This window comes from Caldimonas taiwanensis NBRC 104434 (genome assembly GCF_001592165.1).
Taxonomy (GTDB): Bacteria; Pseudomonadota; Gammaproteobacteria; order Burkholderiales; family Burkholderiaceae_C; genus Caldimonas; species Caldimonas manganoxidans.
In genome coordinates, this window is the sequence record NZ_BCWK01000004.1 from 182211 (window position 1) to 206783 (window position 24573).

At 62.6% G+C, this 24573-nt stretch carries 25 protein-coding genes and 1 tRNA gene; 5 read left to right on the forward strand and 21 right to left on the reverse strand.

Annotated elements, in window-relative coordinates; genetic code table 11:
• Nucleotides 1-30: 30 nt before the first annotated feature.
• The 3 genes from thrC to CTA01S_RS05360 are packed head-to-tail and all read right to left on the reverse strand — an operon-like array spanning nucleotide 31 to nucleotide 4015.
• Nucleotides 31-1440, reverse strand: a complete 1410-nt coding sequence (gene thrC / locus CTA01S_RS05350; RefSeq protein ID WP_019559476.1) for a threonine synthase — start codon at nucleotides 1438-1440, stop codon at nucleotides 31-33.
• A 5-nt stretch (nucleotides 1441-1445) separates the two neighbouring features.
• On the reverse strand, nucleotides 1446-2780 hold the full coding sequence (locus tag CTA01S_RS05355; protein WP_062193004.1) for a homoserine dehydrogenase: 1335 nt from the start codon (nucleotides 2778-2780) through the stop codon (nucleotides 1446-1448).
• A complete protein-coding gene (locus tag CTA01S_RS05360; RefSeq protein ID WP_062193008.1) occupies nucleotides 2777-4015 on the reverse strand; it encodes a pyridoxal phosphate-dependent aminotransferase in 1239 nt (412 codons plus the stop codon). The genes CTA01S_RS05355 and CTA01S_RS05360 overlap by 4 nt, the downstream gene beginning before the upstream one ends.
• 131 nt (nucleotides 4016-4146) lie before the next feature.
• Here CTA01S_RS05360 and CTA01S_RS05365 point away from each other — a divergent pair, with 131 nt between their 5' ends.
• The 3 genes from CTA01S_RS05365 (at nucleotide 4147) to CTA01S_RS05375 (ending at nucleotide 6956) form a co-directional block, all read left to right on the forward strand.
• The gene (locus CTA01S_RS05365; RefSeq protein ID WP_062193011.1) at nucleotides 4147-4539 is read left to right on the forward strand and encodes an Mth938-like domain-containing protein; all 393 of its coding nucleotides are present in this window, start codon (nucleotides 4147-4149) and stop codon (nucleotides 4537-4539) included.
• Between the two features lie 112 nt (nucleotides 4540-4651).
• Nucleotides 4652-5128 (forward strand): peroxiredoxin, encoded by a 477-nt coding sequence (locus CTA01S_RS05370; RefSeq protein ID WP_026329945.1) that lies wholly within the window; start codon nucleotides 4652-4654, stop codon nucleotides 5126-5128.
• Between the two features lie 193 nt (nucleotides 5129-5321).
• Nucleotides 5322-6956 carry a PhoH family protein gene (locus CTA01S_RS05375; protein ID WP_019559471.1) on the forward strand — a complete coding sequence of 545 codons (1635 nt, stop codon included), beginning with the start codon at nucleotides 5322-5324 and terminating at the stop codon, nucleotides 6954-6956.
• A 16-nt stretch (nucleotides 6957-6972) separates the two neighbouring features.
• Here the strand turns inward: CTA01S_RS05375 and dnaB are convergent, their stop codons facing one another.
• The 17 genes from dnaB to CTA01S_RS05460 form a co-directional block, all read right to left on the reverse strand.
• Nucleotides 6973-8400 carry a replicative DNA helicase gene (gene dnaB / locus CTA01S_RS05380; protein ID WP_019559470.1) on the reverse strand — a complete coding sequence of 476 codons (1428 nt, stop codon included), beginning with the start codon at nucleotides 8398-8400 and terminating at the stop codon, nucleotides 6973-6975.
• A gap of 152 nt (nucleotides 8401-8552) precedes the next feature.
• Complete coding sequence (gene rplI, locus CTA01S_RS05385; protein ID WP_062193015.1) at nucleotides 8553-9005, reverse strand: 50S ribosomal protein L9; 453 nt, start codon at nucleotides 9003-9005, stop codon at nucleotides 8553-8555.
• Between the two features lie 11 nt (nucleotides 9006-9016).
• A complete protein-coding gene (gene rpsR, locus CTA01S_RS05390; protein WP_019559468.1) occupies nucleotides 9017-9301 on the reverse strand; it encodes a 30S ribosomal protein S18 in 285 nt (94 codons plus the stop codon).
• A gap of 43 nt (nucleotides 9302-9344) precedes the next feature.
• The gene (gene priB / locus CTA01S_RS05395; RefSeq protein WP_019559467.1) at nucleotides 9345-9626 is read right to left on the reverse strand and encodes a primosomal replication protein N; all 282 of its coding nucleotides are present in this window, start codon (nucleotides 9624-9626) and stop codon (nucleotides 9345-9347) included.
• 34 nt (nucleotides 9627-9660) lie between these two features.
• On the reverse strand, nucleotides 9661-10023 hold the full coding sequence (rpsF, locus tag CTA01S_RS05400; protein ID WP_019559466.1) for a 30S ribosomal protein S6: 363 nt from the start codon (nucleotides 10021-10023) through the stop codon (nucleotides 9661-9663).
• A gap of 350 nt (nucleotides 10024-10373) precedes the next feature.
• Nucleotides 10374-10450 (reverse strand) — tRNA-Pro (locus tag CTA01S_RS05405).
• 28 nt (nucleotides 10451-10478) lie between these two features.
• The gene (locus CTA01S_RS05410; RefSeq protein WP_019559465.1) at nucleotides 10479-10946 is read right to left on the reverse strand and encodes a MerR family transcriptional regulator; all 468 of its coding nucleotides are present in this window, start codon (nucleotides 10944-10946) and stop codon (nucleotides 10479-10481) included.
• A gap of 36 nt (nucleotides 10947-10982) precedes the next feature.
• Nucleotides 10983-11324 (reverse strand): integration host factor subunit alpha, encoded by a 342-nt coding sequence (locus CTA01S_RS05415; protein ID WP_019559464.1) that lies wholly within the window; start codon nucleotides 11322-11324, stop codon nucleotides 10983-10985.
• Nucleotides 11325-11395: 71 nt separating this feature from the next.
• Entirely contained in the window at nucleotides 11396-13816 is a 2421-nt protein-coding gene (gene pheT, locus CTA01S_RS05420; protein WP_062193019.1) for a phenylalanine--tRNA ligase subunit beta, read from the reverse strand.
• Nucleotides 13817-13854: 38 nt separating this feature from the next.
• The gene (gene pheS / locus CTA01S_RS05425; RefSeq protein ID WP_019559462.1) at nucleotides 13855-14892 is read right to left on the reverse strand and encodes a phenylalanine--tRNA ligase subunit alpha; all 1038 of its coding nucleotides are present in this window, start codon (nucleotides 14890-14892) and stop codon (nucleotides 13855-13857) included.
• Between the two features lie 155 nt (nucleotides 14893-15047).
• The gene (gene rplT, locus CTA01S_RS05430) at nucleotides 15048-15407 is read right to left on the reverse strand and encodes a 50S ribosomal protein L20 (protein ID WP_019559461.1); all 360 of its coding nucleotides are present in this window, start codon (nucleotides 15405-15407) and stop codon (nucleotides 15048-15050) included.
• 25 nt (nucleotides 15408-15432) lie between these two features.
• The gene (rpmI, locus tag CTA01S_RS05435) at nucleotides 15433-15636 is read right to left on the reverse strand and encodes a 50S ribosomal protein L35 (protein WP_019559460.1); all 204 of its coding nucleotides are present in this window, start codon (nucleotides 15634-15636) and stop codon (nucleotides 15433-15435) included.
• Between the two features lie 121 nt (nucleotides 15637-15757).
• Nucleotides 15758-16315, reverse strand: coding sequence for a translation initiation factor IF-3 (infC, locus tag CTA01S_RS05440; protein ID WP_083932366.1), 558 nt, complete (start codon nucleotides 16313-16315; stop codon nucleotides 15758-15760).
• A 78-nt stretch (nucleotides 16316-16393) separates the two neighbouring features.
• On the reverse strand, nucleotides 16394-18316 hold the full coding sequence (gene thrS / locus CTA01S_RS05445) for a threonine--tRNA ligase (RefSeq protein ID WP_026329943.1): 1923 nt from the start codon (nucleotides 18314-18316) through the stop codon (nucleotides 16394-16396).
• A 294-nt stretch (nucleotides 18317-18610) separates the two neighbouring features.
• On the reverse strand, nucleotides 18611-19900 hold the full coding sequence (aceA, locus tag CTA01S_RS05450) for an isocitrate lyase (RefSeq protein WP_026329942.1): 1290 nt from the start codon (nucleotides 19898-19900) through the stop codon (nucleotides 18611-18613).
• Between the two features lie 296 nt (nucleotides 19901-20196).
• A complete protein-coding gene (locus CTA01S_RS05455; RefSeq protein ID WP_026329941.1) occupies nucleotides 20197-20625 on the reverse strand; it encodes a gamma-glutamylcyclotransferase family protein in 429 nt (142 codons plus the stop codon).
• Between the two features lie 14 nt (nucleotides 20626-20639).
• On the reverse strand, nucleotides 20640-21119 hold the full coding sequence (locus CTA01S_RS05460; protein ID WP_019559455.1) for an Lrp/AsnC family transcriptional regulator: 480 nt from the start codon (nucleotides 21117-21119) through the stop codon (nucleotides 20640-20642).
• Between the two features lie 131 nt (nucleotides 21120-21250).
• Here CTA01S_RS05460 and aptA point away from each other — a divergent pair, with 131 nt between their 5' ends.
• A complete protein-coding gene (gene aptA, locus CTA01S_RS05465; protein ID WP_062193022.1) occupies nucleotides 21251-22558 on the forward strand; it encodes an omega-aminotransferase AptA in 1308 nt (435 codons plus the stop codon).
• Nucleotides 22559-22622: 64 nt separating this feature from the next.
• The gene (locus CTA01S_RS05470) at nucleotides 22623-23522 is read left to right on the forward strand and encodes a DMT family transporter (RefSeq protein ID WP_198150785.1); all 900 of its coding nucleotides are present in this window, start codon (nucleotides 22623-22625) and stop codon (nucleotides 23520-23522) included.
• Between the two features lie 15 nt (nucleotides 23523-23537).
• On the opposite strand, the gene dusA is transcribed toward CTA01S_RS05470, so the two are convergent.
• Nucleotides 23538-24512 carry a tRNA dihydrouridine(20/20a) synthase DusA gene (gene dusA / locus CTA01S_RS05475; RefSeq protein WP_062193119.1) on the reverse strand — a complete coding sequence of 325 codons (975 nt, stop codon included), beginning with the start codon at nucleotides 24510-24512 and terminating at the stop codon, nucleotides 23538-23540.
• Nucleotides 24513-24573: the final 61 nt, after the last annotated feature.

A 24573-nucleotide genomic window follows, 5' to 3' on the forward strand; every position in this document is an offset into this window, starting at 1 on the left:
GCATCCCACGCGCCTGGCAACCGGCACGTCTCAACGGCAATTGTCGGCGATGTAGCGCTTGACCGCGTCGGCATCGACCCCCATGACCGTGAAGCGTTTGGGGAGGTTCTCCAAGCCCTGCAAGGCAGCCGGACGATCGGGCTCACGGCCCAGAGCCTCTCGGATGGTGTGGGCAAACTTGGCCGGCAGCGCCGTCTCGAGCACGATCATCGGCACGCCTGGATCCGTGTGCTCGCGCGCGACCTTCACCCCGTCGGCCGTGTGCGTGTCGATCATGACGCCAAACCGCGCATAGACGTCGCGGATGGTCGCCAGCCGATCGGCATGGGTACTGCGGCCAGAGACGAAGCCATAGTCGGCCACCTTGGCGAACTCGCCCGGCGTGAGCGTGAAAGCCCCAGCCTGCTCCACCGACTCACGAAAAAGCTGCGACGTGCGCTGGGCATCGCGCCCGAGCAAGTCGAACACGAAACGCTCGAAGTTCGAGGCTTTGGAAATATCCATCGACGGGCTGGAGGTCTCGAACGTCTCGGCGGCCTTGCGCACCCGGTAGGTGCCGGTGCGGAAAAACTCATCGAGCACATCGTTTTCATTGGTGGCCACCACCAACCGATGGATTGGCAGCCCCATCATCCGGGCCACGTGACCAGCGCAAACATTGCCGAAATTGCCCGACGGCACGCAAAAACTCACCCGCTCCTCGTTGCTGCGGGTGGCCTGGAAGTAGCCGGCAAAGTAATACACCACTTGGGCCAGCAACCTCGCCCAGTTGATGGAGTTCACCGTACCGATCTTGTAGCGACGCTTGAACTCCAGGTCGTTCGAAACCGCTTTGACGATGTCTTGGCAGTCGTCGAACACCCCCTCGATGGCCAGATTGTGGATGTTCGGATCCTGCAGACTGTACATCTGAGCCTGTTGGAACGGGCTCATGCGGCCGTGCGGAGAGAGCATGAACACGCGCACCCCACGCTTGCCACGCATCGCATACTCGGCAGCGCTGCCCGTGTCGCCCGAAGTCGCGCCCAGGATGTTGAGCTCCTCCGCGCGGCGGCCGAGTTCGTACTCGAACAACTGCCCCAACAGCTGCATCGCCATGTCCTTGAAGGCCAGCGTCGGTCCATTGGACAGTGCCAGCAGGAAAAAGCCCTCCCCCAGCGGCTTGAGCGGCGTGATCGCCTCGGTGCCGAACACGGCCTTGGTGTAGGTGCGCCGGACCAAGGCGCGCAAGTCCTCAGCGGGAATGTCGTCGATGAAGATCGACAGGATTTCGAAGGCGAGCTCGGGATAACTCAAGCCGCGCCAACGCCGCAACGTGGACTCGTCCACGCGGGGGTAGGCCACGGGCAGATACAACCCACCGTCCGGTGCCAGGCCCTCCAGCAAGATTTCCGAGAAACCGCGCTCGGTACGGTCACCACGGGTGCTGATGTACTTCATGGCTTTCAGTTCAGCTCTTCCTTGCGGATACGCACGATGGGCTCCAGCACCGTGGGCAGAGACTGCATCGTTGCGATGGCTTCGTTCATGCGACCTTCGCGGGTCTCGTGCGTCAAGATGATCAAGTCGGTCTGATTTTCGTCATCGCCGGCTTCACGTTGCAGCACCGCATCGATGGAGATGTCATGCTCGGCCAGAATGCCGGTGATGCGCGCCAACACACCCGTTTGGTCGGCCACGCGCAGCCTCAGATAGAAAGAGGTGACCACGTCTTCGATCGGCAGCACTGGCACATCGTCCAGCGCGTGCGGCTGAAACGCCAAATGAGGCACGCGATGATCGGGATCTGCCGTGTGCAGACGGGTCACGTCCACCAAATCGGCCACCACCGCAGAAGCCGTGGGCTCCGAACCCGCGCCCTTGCCATAGTACAGCGTCGAGCCCACCGCATCGCCGTGCACCACCACCGCATTCATCGCACCTTCCACATTGGCAAGGAGCCTCTTGGCTGGCACCAGCGTGGGATGCACCCGCAGCTCGATGCCGCCTGCGGGCAAATCGTCCCGGCGCTTGGTCACCCCGAGCAACTTGATGCGGTAGCCCAGCTGCTCTGCATACGCGATGTCGGCCGCTTGCAGCCGGGTGATGCCCTCCACATAAGCCTTGTCGAACTGCATCGGCACACCGAAGGCAATTGCGCTCATGATCGTGGCCTTGTGCGCCGCATCGACCCCTTCGATGTCGAAGCTCGGATCGGCCTCGGCATAGCCCAAGCGCTGCGCCTCTTTCAGCACGGTATCGAAGTCCAGCCCCTTGGAGCGCATCTCGCTGAGGATGAAGTTCGTGGTGCCGTTGATGATGCCGGCGATCCACTGGATGCGATTGGCCGTGAGGCCCTCGCGCAAAGCCTTGATGATGGGGATGCCGCCGGCCACGGCCGCCTCGAAAGCCACCATGACCCCTTTGTCGCTGGCCGCAGCGAAGATCTCGGTGCCATGCACGGCCAACAGCGCCTTGTTGGCCGTCACCACATGCTTGCCCGCGGCGATGGCCTTGAGCACCAGTTCGCGGGCACGCGTCGTGCCGCCGATCAACTCGACGACGATGTCCACCTGCGGGTCGGTCGCCACCGCGTCCAGATCGTCACTGATCGTGAGATCCGCGCCCAGGGCCGCCCGCGCCTTGGCCGGGTTGCGGGCCCCCACACGGGTCACCACGATGCCACGGCCGGCACGACGCTGGATCTCGGCCTGGTTGCGCGCCAACACGTTGACCACACCGGTGGCGACGACGCCAGCGCCCAGCAGGCCCAGGCGCATCGGATTCTGGAAGGAGTTCATGCGTTCGATCCGTGAGAGTGACGCTTGCGGTAATGCTCGAGGAAGCGGGCGATGCGGCCGATCGCCTCGGCCAAGTCATCGGAGTTGGGCAGGAAGACGAGACGGAAATGGTCGGGATGCGGCCAATTGAATCCGGTACCCTGCACGATGAGCACCTTCTCCTCGGCCAGCAGCTCATAGGCGAATTGCTGGTCATCGGCCACCGGGTACAGCTTGGGGTCCAGGCGCGGGAACATGTACAGCGCCGCCTTGGGCTTGACACAAGTGACCCCGGGAATGTCGGTCAACAGCTTGTACGCGAGGTCACGCTGGCGGCACAGGCGGCCGCCGGGCGCGACCAAATCCTTGATGCTTTGGTAGCCCCCCAATGCCGTTTGAATGGCCAACTGCCCCGGCGTGTTGGCACACAAGCGCATCGAAGCCAGCATGTTCAGGCCTTCGATGTAGTCCCGCGCATGCTTCTTCTCGCCCGAAACCACCATCCAGCCGGCCCGGTAGCCACAAGAGCGGTAGTTCTTCGACAGCCCGTTGAACGTGACGAACAGCACATCGTCGGCCAAAGAGGCAATGCTGGTGTGGGTATGCCCGTCGTACAACGTCTTGTCGTAGATCTCGTCGGCAAAAATGATGAGCTGATGCTGCCGTGCGATCTCCACCAGCTCCAACAACACCGACTCGGGATACAGTGCACCGGTCGGATTGTTCGGGTTGATCACCACCAGCGCCTTGGTGCGCGGCGTGATCTTGGCCTTGATATCGGCGATGTCGGGCATCCAGTCGGACTGCTCATCGCACATGTAATGCACCGGCACGCCACCGGACAACGACACCACCGCGGTGTATAGCGGATAGTCCGGAGCAGGAATCAGCACCTCGTCGCCATCGTTGAGCAAGGCGTTCATGCTCATCGCGATCAACTCGGATGCGCCATTGCCCAGATACACGTCATCGACCGTCACGCCGCGGATGTTCTTCTCTTGCGTGTAATGCACCACCGCGCGGCGCGGCGCAAACAGACCTTTGGAGTCGGTATAGCCCGCCGTGTGCGGCAGGTTGCGGATCATGTCCTGCACGATCTCCTCGGGCGGCTCCAAGCCAAAGACCGCCAAATTGCCGATGTTCAGCTTGATGATCTTGTGGCCCTCTTCTTCCATCTCACGGGCCTTTTCCAGCACCGGCCCACGGATGTCGTAGCAAACGTTGGCCAGCTTGGCCGATTTGGCGACGGGTTTCACAAAAGCACTCCCCGGAAGCAAGCCCCGATTCGGACTGCAACGAACGCAAATGGTGCGATCTTGCTGCGATGCAAAACCTATAATTTAACCATACGCCCACCCACCGCTGACGCCCCAGCCTCCCCCTGCCCGTGAAACTGCAGCCCGATCGCGCCGATGCGTCCTTGAACATCATCACGGCTCTGACGGCCCAGGGCATCACCATCAACGCCGTGGTGCATACCGGCAGCCTGCTGGTGCCATGGCGTGGGCCGGTGCAGTCCTGGGCCTGCCAGAGCGTGACGGATTTGACCGTCGAGGACTTCACCCGTGTGGCGGACCTCGCCCCCGAGGTCGTGCTACTGGGCACCGGTGCACGCCTGCAGTTCGCCCGGCCGCAACTCCTGCAGCCGCTGATGATGCAGCGTATCGGCGTAGAAACGATGGACACCGCCGCGGCCTGCCGCACCTACAACATTCTGGCCAGCGAAGGCCGCAGCGTGGTGGCTTTGCTGATGATGACGCCCCCGCCATCGGCCCCATGATGGGCCCCAGCCCCCATCATGGGGCCACCGACCATTGGCAAGGGATATCGGCAGGTGAGAAGCTATAATCTCGGGCTAGGCCTGAACGGGCGCAACCCTCTTCAACACCTACATGACGCCAGCCCTCAATAAACCTCTCCCGGACTTTGAAGCGCTTGCCACGAACGGGGTGAAGTTCACGCCCCAGGCCTACGCAGGTCAGATCGTCGTGCTGTATTTCTATCCCAAGGACAACACCCCGGGATGCACGACCGAGGCCATGCAGTTTCGTGACAAGCACAAAGAATTCGTGAAAGCCGGCGCGGTGGTTTTCGGTGTATCGCGCGACAACATGGCTTCGCACGACAAGTTCAAGCAGAACTTGGAGTTGCCCTTCGAGCTGATCGCCGACACCGAAGAAAAGCTCTGCCACATGTTCGGCGTGGTCAAAAACAAGATCATGTACGGCAAGAAGGTCAAAGGCATCGAGCGCAGCACCTTCGTGATCGATGGCGACGGCATCCTGCGCCACGAATGGCGCGGCATCAAGGTGGCCGGCCATGTGGATGAAGTCCTCAAGGCCGTCAAGGCGCTGAAGAAGGCGGCTTGAAATCTCGCCAGCGTGCCGGGTTCCATCGGCCGTACCGATGCACACGACGTGATGACATTGCACCGCTGCGGTGGCCGTGCATAATGAAGCCATGCCGTCGACCCGATTCGAGAGTCGTCACCGCCGCATCCACGCAAAGCCGCCCAGCTTGCTGTGCGGCTTTTTTGTTTCCGCTGCCTGAACCCGCCTGACGATGCCTCTGCCCAAGCCCCCCACGAAGAAAGCCACCCTGCTGACCCTCTCGGACATTGACGCGCAGAGCGCGCCGCGCAAGACCCCCCGATCGCAAAAATCCGAGCCCAGCTCTCACGGCCTGCTGGAACTGCGCACCGATGCACCGGTTGCGCTGGCGCCGGCGCAGCCTCGTCAGTCCACGCCTGTACCAGTGGCTGCGCAGGCGCAAGCCCCGGCCCGCCCGAAGCGGCCTCAGCGGCAAGGCCCGCCCAAGCTTTTCGTGCTCGACACCAATGTGCTGATGCACGACCCGATGTCGATCTATCGCTTCGAGGAACACGACATCTATTTGCCGATGATCACGCTGGAGGAGCTCGACAGCCACAAGCGGGGCATGTCCGAAGTGGCCCGCAATGCCCGGCAAGTCAGCCGCGAACTCGACGCCCTGGTGGCTCAAACGAATGCCAACTTCCCCGAGGGGGGAGTGCCCTTGTCCAAGACCGGGCATCGCGAAGCCGGGGGGCATCTGTTCTTCCAGACCCAGCTCGTGGACGTGCAATTGCCCGTGGGATTACCCCAGGGCAAGGCCGACAACCAGATCCTCGGCGTCGTGCAATCGCTGCGCCAGAAGCATCCCGACCGCGAGGTGGTGTTGGTGTCCAAAGACATCAACATGCGCATCAAGGCACGTGCCTTGGGGCTGCCGGCCGAGGACTACTACAACGACAAAACACTCGAGGACGGCGACCTGCTCTACACCGGCGTGTTGCCGCTGCCGGTCGATTTTTGGGAGCGCCATGGCAAGACCATGGAAAGCTGGCAGCAAGCGGGCCACACCTACTACCGCATCAGCGGCCCCTTGGTGCCGGCACTGCTGATCAATCAATTCGTCTATCTCGAAGCCCCTGGGGTGACGCCACTGTACGCACGCGTCACCGAGATCACGGGCAAAACCGCCGTGTTGCGCACCTGCAAGGAATACACCCACCAAAAGAATGCCGTGTGGGGGATCACGGCGCGCAACCGGGAGCAAAACTTCGCGCTCAACCTGCTGATGGACCCGGAGTGCGACTTCGTCACCCTCACCGGCACGGCCGGCACCGGCAAGACCCTGATGACGCTGGCCGCTGCCCTCAGTCAAGTCCTCGAGGAGCGACGCTACACCGAAATCATCGTGACCCGGGTCACCGTGCCGGTGGGTGAGGACATCGGCTACCTGCCCGGCACGGAAGAAGAAAAAATGTCGCCGTGGATGGGCGCTTTGGACGACAACCTGGAAGTGCTCGCTCGCACCGACACCAGCGCCGGCGAATGGGGACGGGCCGCCACCCAAGAACTGGTGCGCTCCAAAGTGAAGATCAAGAGCATGAACTTCATGCGTGGGCGCACTTTCCTGAACAAGTTCGTCATCATCGACGAAGCCCAGAATCTGACCCCCAAGCAAATGAAAACGCTCATCACCCGGGCCGGTCCTGGCACGAAGATCGTCTGCTTGGGCAACCTCGCGCAAATCGATACGCCCTACCTCACCGAAGGCAGTTCAGGCCTGACGTATGCCGTGGACCGATTCAAGGGCTGGCCGCACAGCGGGCATGTCACGCTGGCTCGCGGCGAGCGTTCGCGCTTGGCCGATTTCGCCAGCGAAGTGCTCTGAACGATCGAAGGGGGCCTCAGTAGTCGCCGCCCCCGAGCGCACCGGGCGCCAGATTCTCGAACTTGGTCAACGGCTTCAGGAAAGTGAGCTTGACGGTTCCGACCGGGCCGTTGCGCTGCTTGCCGATGATGATTTCGGCCACACCAGGCTCCTTGCATTGGTCCTTGGTGTAGTACTCGTCACGGTAGATGAACATGATGACGTCGGCATCTTGCTCGATCGCCCCCGATTCCCGCAGATCGCTCATCATCGGGCGCTTGTCGGTGCGGCTCTCGACACTGCGGTTGAGCTGAGAAAGCGCAATGACGGGACAGCGCAGTTCTTTGGCAAGAGCCTTGAGGCCACGTGAGATTTCGCCGATCACGGTGGCGCGGTTTTCTTCACTGCTGCCAGAGCTGCCGCTCATCAACTGCAAGTAGTCGACGATGATCAGACCAAGCTGGCCGCATTGACGCGCCTGGCGGCGGGCCCGCGCGCGCAGCTCACTGGGCGACAACCCTGGCGTCTCATCGATGAAGATGCTCGCGTTGCGCAGCTTCTCCACCGCCTCGGACAGCCGCGACCACTCATCGTCGCGCAAAGCGCCGGTGCGCAGATGGCTTTGGTCGATGCGGCCGAGCGAGCCCACCACCCGCAGCGCCAATTGGGCCGCCCCCATCTCCATCGAGAAAATCACCACCGGTAGCCCCTCATGGACGGCCACATGCTCCCCGATGTTCAGGGCAAAGGCGGTTTTACCCATGGACGGACGCGCCGCCAAGATGATCAGATCGCCCGGTTGCAGACCCGAGGTCATGCGGTCCAGATCGTAGAAGCCGGTACGCACCCCCGTGACATCCTCGGCGCCATTCTCGGCCAGCTCTTGCACGCGGTCGAGCAATTGCACGACCAGAGATTCCATCGAATGGAACCCCTGTTTGCCGCGGTTGCCCTCTTCGCCGATCTGGAAGATGCGCCCTTCGGCTTCGTCCAGGATCTGCGACACCGGGCGACCTTGTGGATTGAAGGCCGCCGTGGCGATCTCGTCGCTAGCCGAGACGAGTTTGCGCAAGATGGCGCGCTCTCGCACGATCTCCGCATAGCGGCGCAGGTTGGCCGCACTGGGCACGCTCTGCGCCAGCGCATTCAGATACACCAGACCACCACATTCTTCAGCCTTGCCCAAGCTTTGCAAGTGCTCGAACACCGTGATCACATCGGCCGGCTTGTTGGCGTTGATCAGTTGGCCGATGGCCGCGTAGATCAGGCGGTGCTCATGACGGTAGAAGTCGCTCTCCGTGAGCAAATCGCCGGCGCGGTCCCACGCTCCGTTGTCCAGCAGCAAGCCCCCCAACACGCTTTGCTCGGCTTCGACGGAATGCGGAGGAATGCGCAAACGCGCCACCTCGTCGTCCTGGCGACGAGGGGTCTCGGGAAAGGACGAACCTGAGACGATGGCGGACATAAGTCGAGTAGGTTAAGACGAGCCCCGCCGTGGGGCAAGGAACAAGTCTGTGGATATCTCGGGGACAGCCTGTGCCTTTGTGCAGAACAAGCTGTGTAGAAAACGAAAAGGCCGGTGCGAGGCACCGGCCTGTGTCGCACAGCCTTGCGTCTTCAGGCGGTTTCACCCACCACCGAGACCACCACTTCCACCACCACGTCGGTGTGCAGCCCCACCGTCACCGGGTGTTCGCCCACGGTCTTGATCGGGCCGTTGGGCAAGCGGATCTGCGACTTGTGCACCTGGAAGCCCAGCTTGCCCAGAGCTTCGGCAATGTCGATGTTCGTGACCGAACCGAACAGACGGCCGTCCACCCCAGCCTTTTGGGTGACTTGCACCGTCTTGCCGTTGATCTTCTCGCCCAAGGCCTGGGCAGCGGCGAGTTTCTCGGCGGCGGCCTTCTCGAGTTCGGCTCGCTTGGCTTCGAACTCCTTGATGGCCGCCTCCGTGGCGCGACGGGCCGCCCCCGTGGGAATCAGGAAGTTGCGGGCATAGCCGTCCTTGACCTTGACCACATCACCGAGGTTGCCCAGATTGGCGACTTTTTCCAGCAGGATGATTTGCATGTCTGGACTCCTCAAACCTTGTGCTGATCGGTATACGGCAGCAAAGCCAGGAAACGGGCGCGCTTGATGGCCGTCGAGAGCTGACGCTGATAAATGGCGCGCGTGCCAGTCAGACGGGCGGGCGTGATCTTGCCGTTCTCACCAATGAAATCGCGCAAGGTATCGACATCCTTGTAATCGATCTCCTCGACGCCAGCGACGGTAAAGCGGCAGAAACGCTTGCGCTTGAACAGCAGCGACTGCTGATTGCGCTTGGACTTGCGATCCTTTGAGAGCTTGCTACGGGGCGCAGCCATGATGGAACTTTCCTAATTGATCTATCCGAAGATTAACGATGCACTAAAGCAGGCCAGTGATGTGCAACACCACGCCGCGGCCATTGCGCTGAGAAGCCAGAAATCCAGCGAAGCGATGGACACTGCCCATCTCGACGCGGCTCAACTGCTCCGCCAAAGCCCCGATCACCACCGCTTTGAGGTCCATGCGGACTTTGCGCGGGATGGCGGCTTCCATCAACGTGGACTCGTGCGACAGCAGCAAGTCGAGCGCAGGAAGTCCGGCCGGGGTATAGCGCAGCGCACCTCGCTCAGTCACCCGAGCTTCCAGCATCACCTGGTTCATGCTCGGCAACCGACGGCACGCGGCAGCACCTCATTCAGGCAGCCGCCTCCTGTTGCGACTTGCGGGCCTCTTCCTTCTCGACGGCCTTCATCATGACCGACGGCGCGGTCTCGGCCTTGCGCTTTTGCACCGTCAAATGCCGCAGCACGGCGTCATTGAAGCGGAACGCCGTCTCCAGCTCGGCCAAGGTTTCTTTGCTGCACTCGATGTTCAAGCACACATAGTGGGCCTTGGCGAGCTTCTGGATCATGTAGGCCAACTGGCGACGGCCCCAATCCTCGACACGGTGGACCTTGCCACCTGCGGAGGTGACCATGCCCTTGTAGCGCTCGAGCATGGCGCCGACCTGCTCGCTTTGATCCGGATGGATCAATAGGACGATTTCATAGTGACGCATTGACACTCCTTGTGGATTCCCATCGAGATGGGTGGGTAAGCCGCCCCGGGCGTCAAGGCAGGCTCCATAGGAGCCTGCCCACGAGTGCGGCAAGGAACGAAAGCGCAAGATTATATCGAAAATCAGAGCGCCCCTCTCGTCGAGACTCGGGGCCCCTCATTGCCGGGATGCCGCCCGGCAAGGCCGCTCCAGACACCCATACGCCCGTGCGCCCATACGCCCTGCCCCCTCGCGCGGTTGGGACTGGCTGGCCAAGGTAGGCAAGGCCCGATGGCCGCACGCGACACTGCCTCCCCGAGCCCTCAAGCAAAAAGCCCGGCGCCTTGTCGGCACCGGGCTTTCGCATTCGATGGTCGGGGTGGCGGGATTCGAACTCGCGACCCCTTGCACCCCATGCAAGTGCGCTACCAGGCTGCGCTACACCCCGACGAAGCCTTGAATTATAGCCACAAATTTCACTCTTGTGCCAGGATGGCCCGGATGGACAGCAATTCTTCGCGCAGCTGCTGCAAGCCATAGATCGAGCGGGGCGCGACAGACGGGGCCGCGTCCTGGGCTGAACTGCCCTTGGCTCCCGGGTCCGTGGCCGAATCCGGGGCCGCCGCCCCCACCGCACGGCGGTCCGAGCCCTCGGCGTCGAGAGCCGCCTCCATGCCACGGCCGGCCAAGCCCATCTCCGCGAGCCGATTGCGCGCCCCGCTGATCGTGAAACCGTGTTCGTAGAGCAGTTCTCGGATGCGGCGAATGAGCAACACCTCGTGGTGCTGGTAATAGCGCCGATTGCCGCGCCGCTTCATCGGCTTGAGCTGCGTGAACTCCTGCTCCCAATACCGCAGCACATAGGGTTTGACGCCGCACAGTTCACTGACCTCACCGATGGTGAAGTAGCGCTTGGCAGGAATGGCTGGGAGCGCCTTCTCCATTGAAAATCAATGAGATCGTACCGAAGAGTTCAGACTTTACTCGAAGTCTTCCGCCAATGGGGTTTGCCCTTGCACCAGGGCCTTGAGCTTGTGGCTGGCGTGAAATGTGACCACATTGCGCGCTTTGATCGGGATGGACTCCCCGGTGCGCGGATTGCGCCCGGGGCGCGGGGCCTTGCGCCGGATCTGGAAATTGCCGAAACCCGAGAGTTTCACATCCTCGCCGCGGCTCAGGCTGTCATGGATGATCTCGAAGAAGGCCTCCACCATGTCCTTGGACTCACGCTTGTTCAGCCCCAAACGCTCGAACAGCAGATCAGCCAATTCCGCCTTGGTCAAGGTCGGCGTCTCGATCACCGGGAGGATCACTCGGTCCATCTCATACTCCATCCATCCAACCACGCCAGCAGGGGCAGCACCGAGCCGGCCCGGCATCTGACGGCCTGCGCTCAGGCCCGCAACCTCGCTCCAAAACGCTGGCTCAGCGTATCGACCACGGCTCGCACGGCGGCATCGATGCGCTCATCGGTAAGACCTCCTCGGTCATCCAACAACTCCAATCGCAACGCCAGACTGCGCTGCCCGGGGCCAATCTCCGGCGTCGGCGTTTTGGGACGGTATACATCGAAGAGCACGGCCTGGCGCACCAGCCCGTCGGTGGGCGCCTGCATGATGGCTTGCAGCAATGCATCATGCGTCACGCCTTCGCGCACGATGACGGCAATGTCGCGCCACACCGGTTGCTGGCGCGAAATCGGCCGGTACACCGGCAGCGGACGCTGCAACAACGCCTCGGCGTCGAGCTCGAACACCACCGGGGCGAGCGGCAGTTCATAGCGCTGGCGCCAGCGCGGGTGCAACTCGCCCACATGCCCCACCACACGGCCATCGACCACCACGCGAGCACAACGCCCCGGATGCAACGCAGGATGCTCCCCAGGTTCGAACCGAGCTTGCAGCGGTGCCAACAAGGTCTCGACATCGCCTTTGACGTCAAAGAAATCGACCACGCGATCCTCGCGTCCCCACTGCAGCTCATCCACCGGGCCATAAGCCAGCCCGCTCACATACAACGGTTGACGCAGCCCGGCCACCGTCGTGTCCGAGTCGACCACCGATGCATCGCGCAAGAACACCTTGCCCGCCTCGAACACACGCACCCTGGAGGCCTTGCGCGCCAAGTTGAACCGCAGCACCTGCACCAAGCTGCCGATCAGGCTGGATCGCATCACGCTCAAGGGCGCTGCAATGGGATTGAGCAACTGGATCGGACGCTCATTGCCAGCGAAATCGCGTTCCCACTGAGGCTCGACGAAGCTAAAGTTCAACGTTTCCTGATAGTCCAATGCCGCCAGGGCATGACGCACGGCATGCAGGCTACGGCGCGACTCCGAGCGCACCTTGGCCACCGTGGGCGCCAGCGGTGGGGTATCCGGCAGCCGGTCGTAGCCCAGCACACGGATCACTTCCTCGATCAGGTCTTCCTCGATTTGCAGATCGAAGCGCCAACTGGGCGGCTGCACGGTCAGACACCCCGGCTCCTGCGCAACTTGCAGGCCCAGACGGCGGAACACGCCGACGCAGTCCTCTTGCGTGACCGGCATGCCGATGACTCTGCTGGCCCGCTCCACTCGCAACTTGACGGGCGCACGCTCAGGCAGACGCAGCACTTGGTCATCGATCGGTCCGGCTTGGCCACCACAGATGTCCAGCACCAGCTGCGAAATGCGCTCGATGACGTCCACCGTCCGCGCCGGATCGACGCCGCGCTCGAAGCGATGCCCCGCGTCGGTCGAGAAGTTGTAGCGGCGCGAACGGCCGGCCACGGCCTTGGGCCACCAAAACGCCGCCTCCACATAAATGTTGCGGGTGTGATCGGACGTCGACGTGCGCTCCCCACCCATGATGCCGGCCAGCGATTCGACGGCCTCATCGTCGGCGATCACGCCGACTTGCCCGTCGAGCTCGATGGTCTCACCGTTGAGCAGCTCCAGGCGCTCGCCCGGGCGCCCCCAGCGCACCGTCAGCCCCCCATGGATCTTGTCGAGGTCGAAAATGTGAGTGGGCTGGCCATACTCGAACATCACATAGTTCGAGATGTCCACCAACGCATTGACCGAACGCTGGCCACAACGCGCCAAACGCTGCACCATCCAGGCCGGCGTGGCTGCCCGCGGATTCACGTGCCGGATGATGCGCCCGGAAAACCGCCCGCACAAGTCTGGTGCCTCGATGCGCACCGGCAGCCTGTCGGCATGACTCACACTCACCGGCGGGAAAACCGGTTGTTTCAACGGCGCACCGGTCAGCGCCGACACCTCCCGTGCAATGCCATAAACACTCAGACAATGCGCCAGGTTGGGCGTGAGCTTGAGCGTGAACAGCGTGTCGTCCAGCGACAACACCTCGCGCAGGTCGCGCCCCACCGGTGCGTCCTCATCCAGCACCAGCAAGCCCTCGTGATCGTCGGAGAGCTTGAGTTCGCGCGCCGAGCACAGCATGCCCTGGCTTTCCACTCCTCGGAGTTGGCCAAGTTTGATGCGCACGGGTTCGCCCCCGTCTTGCGCCGGCGGCAGCTGCGCCCCCACCAGCGCACAGGGCACCTTCAGCCCCGCGCCCACATTGGGCGCACCGCACACGATTTGCAGTGTTTGCCCCGTGCCGGCATCGACGCGGCACACATTCAGTCGATCGGCGTTGGGGTGCCGCTCCACCTCCAGCACTCGGGCCACGACCACCGATGAAAACGGCGGGGCCACGGGACGCAGCTCCTCCACTTCCAGACCGGCCATCGTCAGCAGTTCGGCCAGGGCTTCGGTGCTCAGCGGCGGGTCACAGAACTCGCGCAACCAGGACTCGGGAAATTGCACGTCGTCTTCCTTGCAGACAGAGTCTTAGGGGGGACAGATCAGCGAAACTGCGACAGAAAGCGCAGATCGCCCTCGAAGAACAGGCGCAGGTCGTTCACGCCGTAGCGCAACATGGCCAAACGGTCGATGCCCGAGCCGAAGGCAAAGCCGATGTAGCGCTCGGGATCCAGACCCATGTTGCGAATCACTTGCGGATGCACCTGCCCCGACCCGGACACCTCCAACCAGCGGCCTTTCAAAGGCCCGCTGCCGAACATCATGTCAATCTCGGCACTGGGCTCGGTGAACGGAAAGTAACTGGGCCTGAACCGAATGCGGATGTCCGTGGTCTCGAAGAACTCCTGCAAGAAGTTGACGTAAACCGCCTTCAGGTCCTTGAAGCTCACGTTTTGGCCAACCCACAGACCCTCGACCTGGTGAAACATCGGCGAATGGGTTGCATCGCTGTCCACGCGATACGTTCGCCCTGGCGCAATGACACGGATATCCGGCATCGGAAGCCCCGACGCAAGCCGCGCCTCATGGCGCTTGACATGCTGCACCGCATGCCGGATTTGCATCGGGCTGGTGTGGGTGCGCAGCAAATGCCCCCCTTCGACATAGAACGTGTCGTGCATCGAGCGGGCCGGATGGTCCTGCGGCGTGTTCAGCGCCGTGAAGTTGAACCAGTCCGATTCGATCTCCGGTCCATCGGCCACCTCGAACCCCATGGAACCGAAGATGGCCTCGATACGCTCCATGGCCCGGGTCACGGGATGCAAGCCGGCCACACCGCGCCGACGTCCCGGCAGGCTCACGTCCAGCGCCTCGGCGCGCAACTGACGCTCCAGCTCGGCATCGGCCAAGGCCTGCCGCCGCGCATTGAGCAAGGCTTCGACTTGCTGCTTGGCCTCGTTGATGGCCGCACCACGGGTTTTCTTCTCCTCGGGCGGCAAGGCGGCCAAGCCCTTGAGCAAGTCCGTCAGGCGGCCGGACTTGCCCAGGTAACGGGCCTTGGCATTTTCCAGGTCGGCGGGGGTCGTGGCCGCGTCGAAATCCGCACGGGCGCTGTGGACCAGTTGTTCGAGCTCGTTCATGCGTGGATGACGTCAGGTTGCGGTGCGGGGCTCGCCAGGCAAACCCTGCGGCAATAAAAAAAGGCCGAACCCGGTGTCGGCCTTTCCGGCTGCCCGGCCGGGAAGCCGGGAAGCTGCAATGTCGGACCCGCCGACTGGCGGGCCCATCATGGCAATCAAGCAGCGAGTTGAGCCTTCACCTTGTCGACGATGCTGCCAAAAGCCGCCGGATCGTGCACGGCCAAATCGGCCAACACCTTGCGGTCGATCTCGATGGCCGCCTTCTTGATGCCGTTCATGAACTTGCTGTAAGTCAGACCACGCTCACGCACCGCTGCATTGATACGGGCAATCCAGAGCTGACGGAATTCACGCTTCTTGGCACGACGGTCACGGTAGGCATATTGCCCAGCCTTCATCACCGCCTGCTTGGCGACGCGGAAAACATTCTTGCGGCGACCCCGGAAGCCTTTGGCCAGAGCCAGAACTTTCTTGTGACGGGCGCGTGCGGTGACACCACGTTTGACGCGAGGCATGTGCTTTCTCCTTCAACCCAAACGATCACAGACCCGCAAAGGGCATCATCCGAGCGATGTGACCCATGTTGCTGTCGTGCACATTGACCGCACCGCGCAGTTGGCGCTTGCGAGTGGTCGACTTCTTGGTGAGGATGTGGCGCTTGAACGCCTGACCCCGCTTGACGGTGCCACCGGGACGAACGCGAAACCGCTTGGCCGCGCTCTTCTTGGTCTTCATTTTGGGCATGACTGCTCCTTCTACTGGGTGCCCGTGAGGCGCCGCGAACCTTTCGCGGACTTGTCGGCCCCGGGCCACTGCCCCGGCGTGGCGACCCACCGCCGCCGGGCTGCCGATCACCCGAAGGTGATCACTTTTTCTTCTTCGGCGCCAGGATCATGACCATCTGGCGCCCCTCCAACTTGGGCATGTTCTCCACCACGCTCACATCGGCCAGATCGTCGCGCACGCGCTCGAGCAGGCGCATCCCGATCTCTTGGTGTGTGATTTCGCGACCACGGAACCGCAGCGTCACCTTGCCCTTGTCACCATCTTCGAGGAATCGACGCAGGTTGCGCAACTTGATTTGATAGTCACCCTCGTCGGTCCCAGGGCGGAACTTGACTTCCTTGATGTCGATGACGTGCTGCTTCTGCTTGGCCTCGTGCGCCTTCTTCTGCTCCTGGTACTTGAACTTGCCGTAATCCATCAAGCGGCACACAGGCGGATTGGCCGTGGCCGCGATCTCGACCAGATCGACATCAGCTTCGGCGGCCATGCGCAAAGCCTCGGCGAGGCTCACGATGCCCAGCGGCTCGTTGTTGGGCCCGTTGAGGCGCACCTCTGGCGCGGTGATCTCACGGTTCAGGCGATGCTTGCGCTCCGCATTCGGGATGCGACGGTCAAGATAAGTAGCGATGGCTCGAATCTCCAGGGGCCAGACCCCAATGACAAACACACACGCACCCGGCGGCCGCAGGGAGCAGGCACAAGCCCGCTCCAAGCGTCACAGCTTCTGGGCAATGTCGCTCGTGATCTTCTGAATGAAGGCATCGAGGACCATCACACCGAGATCCTGATTGCCTCGGGCGCGCACCGCAACGGCTCCGGACGCTTTCTCCTTGTCGCCCACGACGAGGATGTACGGAACCTTCTGCAAAGAATGCTCCCGGATTTTATACGTGATCTTTTCGTTACGCAAATCGGTTGCGATTCTAAGTCCTTGTTTTTGCAGCGTTTTGGCCACTTCCCGGGCGTAGTCGGCCTGGGCATCGGTGATGTTGGCCACCACCACCTGCACCGGGGCCAACCACACCGGCAGCGCCCCGGCGTGCTGCTCGATCAAGATGCCGATGAAGCGCTCCAGGCTGCCCACGATGGCCCGGTGCAGCATCACGGGCGTGCGACGCGAGCCATCCTCGGCCACGTACTCGGCTTCCAAGCGCTGCGGCATCGAAAAGTCCACCTGAATCGTGCCGCACTGCCACTGCCGCCCCAGCGCATCCTTGAGCGTGTATTCGATTTTCGGGCCGTAGAACGCTCCGTCGCCCTCAGCGATCTCGAAGTCGCAGCCGGAGCGGCGCAGGCTTTCCATCAGCGCATGCTCGGCCTTGTCCCAAGACTCGTCCGAGCCGATACGCGCCTCGGGGCGCGTGGCCACTTTGTAGATGATGTGCTCGAAGCCGAAGTCTTTGTAGACCTTTTGCAGCAAGGCCGTATAGGCCACGCATTCATCGAGGATTTGATCCTCGGTGCAGAAGATGTGGCCGTCGTCTTGCGTGAATCCACGCACCCGCATGATCCCGTGCAGGCCACCGGAGGGCTCGTTGCGATGGCACTGACCGAATTCTCCGTAGCGCAGCGGCAAATCCCGATAGCTCTTGATACCCTGCTTGAAGATCAGCAGGTGGCCCGGACAGTTCATGGGCTTGAGCGCGTAGTCCCGCTTTTCACTCTCGGTCGTGAACATATTGTCCCGGTACTTGTCCCAGTGACCGGTTTTCTCCCAGAGCGTGCGGTCCAGGATCTGCGGGCCCTTGACTTCCTGGTAGCCGTTGTCACGGTACACCGCTCGCATGTACTGCTCGACCTGCTGCCACAAGGCCCAGCCTTTGGGATGCCAGAACACCAGCCCAGGCGCATGTTCGTCCAGGTGGAACAGGTCGAGTTCGCGGCCAAGTCGGCGATGGTCGCGCTTTTCAGCCTCCTCGAGCATGCGCAGATACTGATCGAGCTCCTCTTTCGTGGCCCAAGCGGTCCCGTAGATGCGCTGCAGCTGCTCATTGCGGTGATCGCCCCGCCAATAGGCGCCCGCCACTTTCGTCAACTTGAAATACTTGAGCTTGCCAGTGCTGGGCACGTGCGGCCCGCGACACAAGTCGGTGAAATTGCCCTCGCTGTAGAGCGACACCTCCTCACCAGGCGGAATGCTTTCGATGATCTGCGCCTTGTAGTGCTCGCCCAGGCTCTTGAAATAAGCCACCGCCTCATCGCGCGGCACGACCTTGCGCAGCACTGGCTCGTTCTTCTTGGCCAACTCGGCCATCTTCCGCTCGATGGCTTCCAAGTCCTCGGGCGTGAAGGGACGCTTGTAGGCGAAGTCGTAATAAAAGCCGTTCTCGATCGTCGGGCCGATGGTGACTTGGGCGTCAGGGAACAGCTCCTTGACGGCATAGGCCAACAAATGGGCCGTGGAGTGGCGCAGGATGTCCAGGCCGTCGGCGTCCTTGTCGGTCACGATGGCCAGCGGCACGTCCTGACCGTCGATCACGAAACTGGTATCCACCAGGCGGGCCTGCTCACCACGCCCGATGCGCCCAGCCAGCGCCGCCTTGGCCAGACCAGGACCGATCGAGGCCGCCACCTCGGCCACCGAGACCGGCGCGGGGAACTCACGGCGCGAACCGTCAGGAAGTTGAACACTAACCATGGGATCTCCAGTCACAAAAAAAGCGCGGGGGCGCCGCGCTTTTCATCCAGGAAGAACGAAGACTCAGGATCGCCGCGGCCGACCGACTAGACCTCCGGGGTAGTCACGGTCGAAGTTCGCGGTGTCATAACCTGTCGCGCCTTTCTCGCTCTTGCCAATGGGAATTGTGTTCGATTGTACCGCAAGACCAAAAAAAGAGCCCGCAGGCCGAGCAGCCCGCGGGCCAAGAGCATCCACCAGGATGCGGGAGCTTGTTCAGCCACCGGCCATGTCGGCCGGCGATCGATGCGAATTTCAGCCGTGCTTGTGGTCGAAGAACTGCTCGTCTTCGGTCGACCCCTTGAGCGCAGCGGTGGAGGCCTCGCGCTCGATCGTGGTGGTCACGGCATCGAAGTAGCCGGTGCCGACCTCGCGCTGGTGCTTCACGGCCGTGAAGCCCTTCTCGGCGGCGGCGAACTCCTTCTCCTGCAATTCGACGAAGGCGCTCATCTGGTTGCGGGCGTAGCCATACGCCAGCTCGAACATCGAGTAGTTCAGGCTGTGGAAGCCCGCCAGCGTGATGAACTGGAACTTGTAGCCCATGGCGCCGAGCTCGCGCTGGAACTTGGCGATGGTGGCGTCGTCCAGATTCTTCTTCCAGTTGAACGAGGGAGAGCAGTTGTAAGCCAGCAGCTTGCCCGGGAACTGTTTGTGAATGGCCTCGGCGAACTTTTTGGCGTACACCAGGTCCGGCTTGCCGGTTTCGCACCAGATCATGTCGGCATAGGGCGCGTAGGCCAATCCGCGGGACACCGCTTGCTCCAGACCCGGCTTGGTGCGGAAGAAGCCCTCGACGGTACGCTCGCCGGTGCAGAACGGCTTGTCGTTGTCGTCGATGTCGCTGGTGATCAGATCGGCAGCCTCGGCATCGGTACGGGCGATCAGCACCGTGGGCGTGCCCATCACGTCAGCCGCCAGACGCGCAGCCACCAGTTTGGAAATGGCTTCGCGCGTGGGCACCAGCACCTTGCCGCCCATGTGGCCACACTTCTTCACCGAGGCCAGTTGGTCCTCGAAGTGCACACCGGCGGCGCCCGCATCGATCATGGCCTTCATCAGTTCGAAAGCATTGAGCACGCCGCCGAAGCCCGCTTCGGCATCGGCCACGATGGGCGCGAAAAAGTCGATGTCGTTCTTGCCTTCGGACCATTGAATCTGGTCGGCACGCAAGAGGGTGTTGTTGATGCGACGCACCACGGCCGGCACGGAGTTGGCCGGGTACAAGGACTGGTCGGGGTACATCTCCCCGGCCAAGTTGGCGTCGCCAGCCACTTGCCAGCCCGACAGATAGATCGCCTTCAGGCCGGCCTTGACTTGCTGCATGGCTTGGTTGCCGGTCAAGGCGCCCAGCGCGTTGACGAAGGGCTCGGTGTTGACCAGGTTCCACAGCTTTTCAGCGCCGCGCTTGGCCAGCGTGTGCTCGATCTGGATCGAGCCGCGCAAACGCACCACATCAGCGGCGGAATAGCTGCGCTTGATCCCCTTCCAACGGGGGTTCTCAGCCCAGTCCTTCTCCAGGGCAGCGGCTTGTTGTTCGCGGGTCAGGTTGCTCATGGCAGGCTCCGTTCTGACTGAAAAAGACAAGGGGTTGGAATGAACTCAAGGATACGGAGCCGCCGCCGCCTCGCCAAGACTTATGTCTTATATAAGACTAAAAATTTTTTCTTTGAGAATCAAAGACTTATGTTTTTAATTTCGCAATACAAAAAAATATTTACCACAATGAAAAATTATGCGGCGCTGCAGCAGTGCGGCATCTCATATTGAGAAAACCAATTTGCGCGATGTGGAATACGGTCTGCGCCGATCTTGGGCCAGGCACTGCGTCGCAGCAAGCGCCCTCATCCCGCCGCAGGCGCATGCTGCAGCCAATCCGGCGGGCTCAGCACCGCACGGCCCTGCACATAGCGCGGGTGGATTTCATAGACCAGGCAATCCAGCATCCGCCCGGCCACCTCCACCGTCACCCGCCGCTTGAGGTATTCGTCGCGTTGTTGCGGATAGACTTCCTCGATGCCATCGAGCACGCGCTCGAGCTTCGGATCGAGGTGATAGACCTCCCCGGCCACTGCCGGCCCTCGCTCGTCCAGCAGCAAGCCGGGGTAGCGCCCTAGGCTGTACAGCCACCCCCTGACCGATGCCGGCCCCACGAAGCGTCCCGGTGGATCCAAGCGGGTGATGTCATTGGCCCCGCCACGACGCAGGGTCCCGTAGACGAAGACATGTTCCAGCCCGCTGGGCTGGTACAGGGTGCTCACAGGTTCGTTCATGCTGCCCAGGGGGTTCAGATCTGCAAGGCGGTGGTGTGCTTGACCGTGCGCAGCACCAACATGGAATTCAATCGCACGACGCCCGGCAGTCGCGACAACACGGTTTCATGGAAGGATTCGAGATCCGAGGCATCGCGATAGGCGAAGCGGACCAGATAGTCGTGACTGCCGGCGACGTAATAGCAGTCCAGAATGGCGGCCTCGGCCCGCACGGCCGCTTCGAAAGCCTGGCGGGTTTGCGGTGTGATGCTTTCCAAGTTCACGATGGTGAACGAGATTCCCGGCTGCCCCACGGCCCGCGGGTGGAGCAGCGCCACGTAGCGGGCGATCACCCCTTCCTCTTCGAGACGCCGCACGCGGCGCAAGCAGGCCGAAGGCGATAGATGCACCCGTTCGGCCAGCTCTTGATTGGACATGCGGCCATCGTTCTGAAGCATCCTCAAAATCTGCCGGTCGATGGCATCGAGTTGCACAGGCGCGTCGGGTGGAGGCATCTTCTACGAAAACTGACTGTGATGACCGCATGATATTGCGTCAGACCGGTTTGCGCCCCCGCGAGTCGCATACACATTGCGCCAAGGGCTTCATAGACTAGAGGACCTGCGCGCCACCGAGGAGACCGCCCATGCAACCCCAGCTCGATGCTTACTGGATGCCTTTCACGGCCAACCGCCAATTCAAGAAAGCCCCCAGGCTGCTGGCTCGGGCCGAAGGCATGTATTTCTGGACGCCAGAGGGGCGGCAGGTGCTCGACGGGGTGGCCGGGCTGTGGTGCGTCAACGCCGGACATGCTCGACCGAAGATCGTCCAGGCGATTCAGCAGCAAGCCGGCGAACTCGACTATGCGCCGCCGTTCCAGATGGGCCATCCGAAGGCCTTCGAGCTGGCCGAGCGGCTGGTGCAGCTCACTCCCCCCGGCCTGAACAAAGTCTTTTATACGAACTCGGGCTCGGAGTCGGTGGAAACGGCGCTGAAGATGGCCATTGCCTACCACCGTGTGCGCGGTGAAGGGCAGCGCACGCGGCTGATCGGTCGTGAGCGGGCGTATCACGGCGTGAACTTTGGCGGCATCTCGGTGGGCGGCATGGTGGCCAACCGCAAAATGTTCGGCAGCTTGCTGAGCGGGGTGGATCACCTCCGCCACACGCATGACCCGACGCGCAATGCTTTTTCGCGCGGTCAGCCAGCCTATGGCGCAGAGCTGGCCGACGATTTGGAACGCCTGGTGGCTTTGCACGACGCCTCGACGATTGCCGCGGTGATCGTCGAGCCGGTGGCCGGCTCCACCGGGGTGCTGATCCCGCCGCAGGGCTACCTACAGCGCCTGCGCGAGATCTGCGACAAGCATGGCATTTTGCTGATCTTCGACGAGGTCATCACCGGCTTTGGGCGCACGGGCCAGCCCTTTGCCGCACAGACCTTTGGCGTCACCCCAGATCTGATGACGGTGGCCAAAGGCATCACCAATGGCTGTGTCCCGATGGGGGCGGTCTTCGTCAAACAGGAGATCCATGACGCCTTCATGCAGGGGCCCGAACATTTGATCGAGTTCTTCCACGGCTACACCTACTCGGCCCACCCGCTGGCCTGCGCCGCGGCCTTGGGCACCTTGGACACGTATGCCGAAGAAGGCCTGCTCACACGGGCTGGCGAGCTGGAGTCTTACTTCGCCGACGCGGTGCATTCGCTGCGGGGCCTGCCACATGTGATCGATGTGCGCAACATCGGGCTGGTGGGCGGCATCGAGCTGGCGCCTCGTCCCGAGGAGCCGGCCAAACGGGCGTTCGAAGTGTTCCTCGATTGTTGGGAGCAAGGCGTGCTGATCCGCACCACGGGCGATACGATCGCGCTATCCCCGCCGCTGATCATCGACCAAGCGCAGATCGATCAGATCGTCCAGGCCGTGGCCACGGCCCTGCGGAGGGTGCGCTGATGCCCCTGGCATGCGGTCGGCGCGGCACACACGCGAGGGCGATCACTTGAGTTCGGCCGTCCCCATGGCGGCTTACGCCAGCCTGGCCCTGAGCATGGCCCTGGTCGGCAGCTATGTCGCGCTGTCCAAGATTCTGGTGCTCGTCTTCCCGGTCATGCTGCTGGCTTGGCTGCGCTTTGGCATCGCCGCAGTGGCCATGGCCGGTTGGGTGCGCCGCCGTCCCGGCCAGCAGCCGCTGTCGGCCACCGACCGCCGCTTGCTGTTCTGGGAGTCTTTCTTCGGCAACTTCCTGTTTTCGGTGTGCATGCTGTTCGGTGTGTCACTCACCTCGGCGCTGGCTGCTGGCGTGATCATGGCCTCCATCCCGGCCGTGGTGGCCGTGCTGTCGTGGTGGCTGCTGGGTGAGCGCATCTCCCTCAGGGTGCAAATCGCCATCGCGCTGGCCGTAGGCGGTATCGTCGTGTTGTCGGTGGCCAAGGCCAGCGGCGCTGATTCGCACACGGGAGGACTGCGCGCCCTGTTGGGCAATGCCTTGCTGTTTGCCGCGGTCTGCTGTGAAGCGCTGTACGTGGTGATCGGCAAGAAGCTTACGGGCCATGTCTCGGCCCAGCGCATCAGTGCACTGGTGAATCTGTGGGGCTGGGCCTTGGTCACGCCCTTTGGGCTGGTGGCAGCCTGGCAGTTCGATTTCGGTGCAGTCTCCCTCGGCCATTGGGGCTTGTTGGTGTTCTATTCGCTGGCTGCCAGCATGATCACCGTGTGGCTTTGGATGACGGGCCTGCGCCATGTTCCTGCCGCATCGGCCGGCATCTTCACCGTCTTCCTGCCCATCAGCGCGGGCTTGGTCGGGGTCTTGGCTTTGGGCGAGCGTTTCACCGCCTTGCATGCCTGGGCCTTCGGTTTGGCCCTGTCCGGCGTGGTGTTGGCCACCTGGCCAGCGCGCCGGCTGGCGCCGGCCACCTGAGGCCGCCGCCCCATCTCACGCGATGGCCACCCCTTCGGCTTGACGGGCGGCTGCCTGCTCCATCGCTTGACGGGCCAGGGCCATGACCTCGGCGGGCGGCCGATGCCGCAGCCGGTGGTCGGACCACACCTGCCGCCACCGACGCGCACCGGGCACGCCGTTGTATAGACCCAGCATGTGCCGAACGATGTGCGGCCAAGGCACATTGTGTCGAATCTGCATCCGCTCGCAGTACGCCACCATGTCGGCCTCGATGGCTCGTCGCTCGGGCGCCGGCTCGGCCCGTCCAGCAAAGCGCGCATCCCAGCAGGCCATGGCATAGGGGTTGTGGTAGGCCTGGCGACCGATCATCACCCCATCGACATGTTCAAGCTGCTGCGCCATGGCATCGTCGTCCTTCAAGCCGCCGTTGATGACGATGGTCAACTGGGGGAAGTCGCGCTTGAGGCGATGCACGATTTCGTAGCGCAGCGGCGGGATGTCGCGATTCTCTTTCGGGCTGAGCCCCTGCAACCAGGCATTGCGGGCATGGACGATGAAGACCTCACAGCCGGCTTCGCTGACCGTGCCGACGAAGTCACGCACGAAGTCGTAGCTCTCGTGCCGGTCCACGCCGATGCGGTGTTTGACGGTCACCGGCAAATCCACCGCGTCGCGCATGGCCTTGACCGCGTCGGCGACCAAGCCGGCTTCCTTCATCAAACAGGCCCCGAAGGCGCCCCGCTGCACTCGCTCACTGGGGCAACCGCAGTTCAGATTCACCTCGTCATAGCCCCAGCGTTGCGCGAGCCGGGCGCAGGCGGCCAAGTCCTCGGGCTCGCTGCCGCCCAGTTGAAGCGCCACCGGATGCTCTTCGGCGTTGTAGTCCAGGTGTCGGGCCTGGTCCCCATGCAGCAAGGCCCCGGTGGTCACCATCTCGGTGTAGAGGCGAGTGTGCCGGGTGATGAGCCGATGGAAGTAGCGGCAGTGCCGATCCGTCCAATCCATCATGGGGGCCACGGACACTCGCCAGGGATGGCAGTCGTTGAGGATTTGGGTCACGCGCGCAGAC

Excerpts from the sequence above, each read along its gene's own strand:
- CTA01S_RS05460 (WP_019559455.1), bottom strand. The coding sequence starts at position 21,119 with ATGCCTCCACCCGACGCGCCTGTGCAACTCGATGCCATCGACCGGCAG.
- CTA01S_RS05470 (WP_198150785.1), top strand. The coding sequence starts at position 22,623 with ATGGCGGCTTACGCCAGCCTGGCCCTGAGCATGGCCCTGGTCGGCAGC.
- CTA01S_RS05375 (WP_019559471.1), top strand. The coding sequence starts at position 5,322 with ATGCCTCTGCCCAAGCCCCCCACGAAGAAAGCCACCCTGCTGACCCTC.
- rplI (WP_062193015.1), bottom strand. The coding sequence starts at position 9,005 with ATGCAAATCATCCTGCTGGAAAAAGTCGCCAATCTGGGCAACCTCGGT.
- aptA (WP_062193022.1), top strand. The coding sequence starts at position 21,251 with ATGCAACCCCAGCTCGATGCTTACTGGATGCCTTTCACGGCCAACCGC.
- CTA01S_RS05415 (WP_019559464.1), bottom strand. The coding sequence starts at position 11,324 with ATGGACCGAGTGATCCTCCCGGTGATCGAGACGCCGACCTTGACCAAG.
- CTA01S_RS05355 (WP_062193004.1), bottom strand. The coding sequence starts at position 2,780 with ATGAACTCCTTCCAGAATCCGATGCGCCTGGGCCTGCTGGGCGCTGGC.
- thrS (WP_026329943.1), bottom strand. The coding sequence starts at position 18,316 with ATGGTTAGTGTTCAACTTCCTGACGGTTCGCGCCGTGAGTTCCCCGCG.
- priB (WP_019559467.1), bottom strand. The coding sequence starts at position 9,626 with ATGAACCAGGTGATGCTGGAAGCTCGGGTGACTGAGCGAGGTGCGCTG.
- dnaB (WP_019559470.1), bottom strand. The coding sequence starts at position 8,400 with ATGTCCGCCATCGTCTCAGGTTCGTCCTTTCCCGAGACCCCTCGTCGC.
- CTA01S_RS05455 (WP_026329941.1), bottom strand. The coding sequence starts at position 20,625 with ATGAACGAACCTGTGAGCACCCTGTACCAGCCCAGCGGGCTGGAACAT.
- pheS (WP_019559462.1), bottom strand. The coding sequence starts at position 14,892 with ATGAACGAGCTCGAACAACTGGTCCACAGCGCCCGTGCGGATTTCGAC.
- CTA01S_RS05410 (WP_019559465.1), bottom strand. The coding sequence starts at position 10,946 with ATGGAGAAGGCGCTCCCAGCCATTCCTGCCAAGCGCTACTTCACCATC.
- rpsR (WP_019559468.1), bottom strand. The coding sequence starts at position 9,301 with ATGGCTGCGCCCCGTAGCAAGCTCTCAAAGGATCGCAAGTCCAAGCGC.
- rpmI (WP_019559460.1), bottom strand. The coding sequence starts at position 15,636 with ATGCCCAAAATGAAGACCAAGAAGAGCGCGGCCAAGCGGTTTCGCGTT.
- thrC (WP_019559476.1), bottom strand. The coding sequence starts at position 1,440 with ATGAAGTACATCAGCACCCGTGGTGACCGTACCGAGCGCGGTTTCTCG.
- CTA01S_RS05370 (WP_026329945.1), top strand. The coding sequence starts at position 4,652 with ATGACGCCAGCCCTCAATAAACCTCTCCCGGACTTTGAAGCGCTTGCC.
- dusA (WP_062193119.1), bottom strand. The coding sequence starts at position 24,512 with ATGATGGATTGGACGGATCGGCACTGCCGCTACTTCCATCGGCTCATC.
- rplT (WP_019559461.1), bottom strand. The coding sequence starts at position 15,407 with ATGCCTCGCGTCAAACGTGGTGTCACCGCACGCGCCCGTCACAAGAAA.
- rpsF (WP_019559466.1), bottom strand. The coding sequence starts at position 10,023 with ATGCGTCACTATGAAATCGTCCTATTGATCCATCCGGATCAAAGCGAG.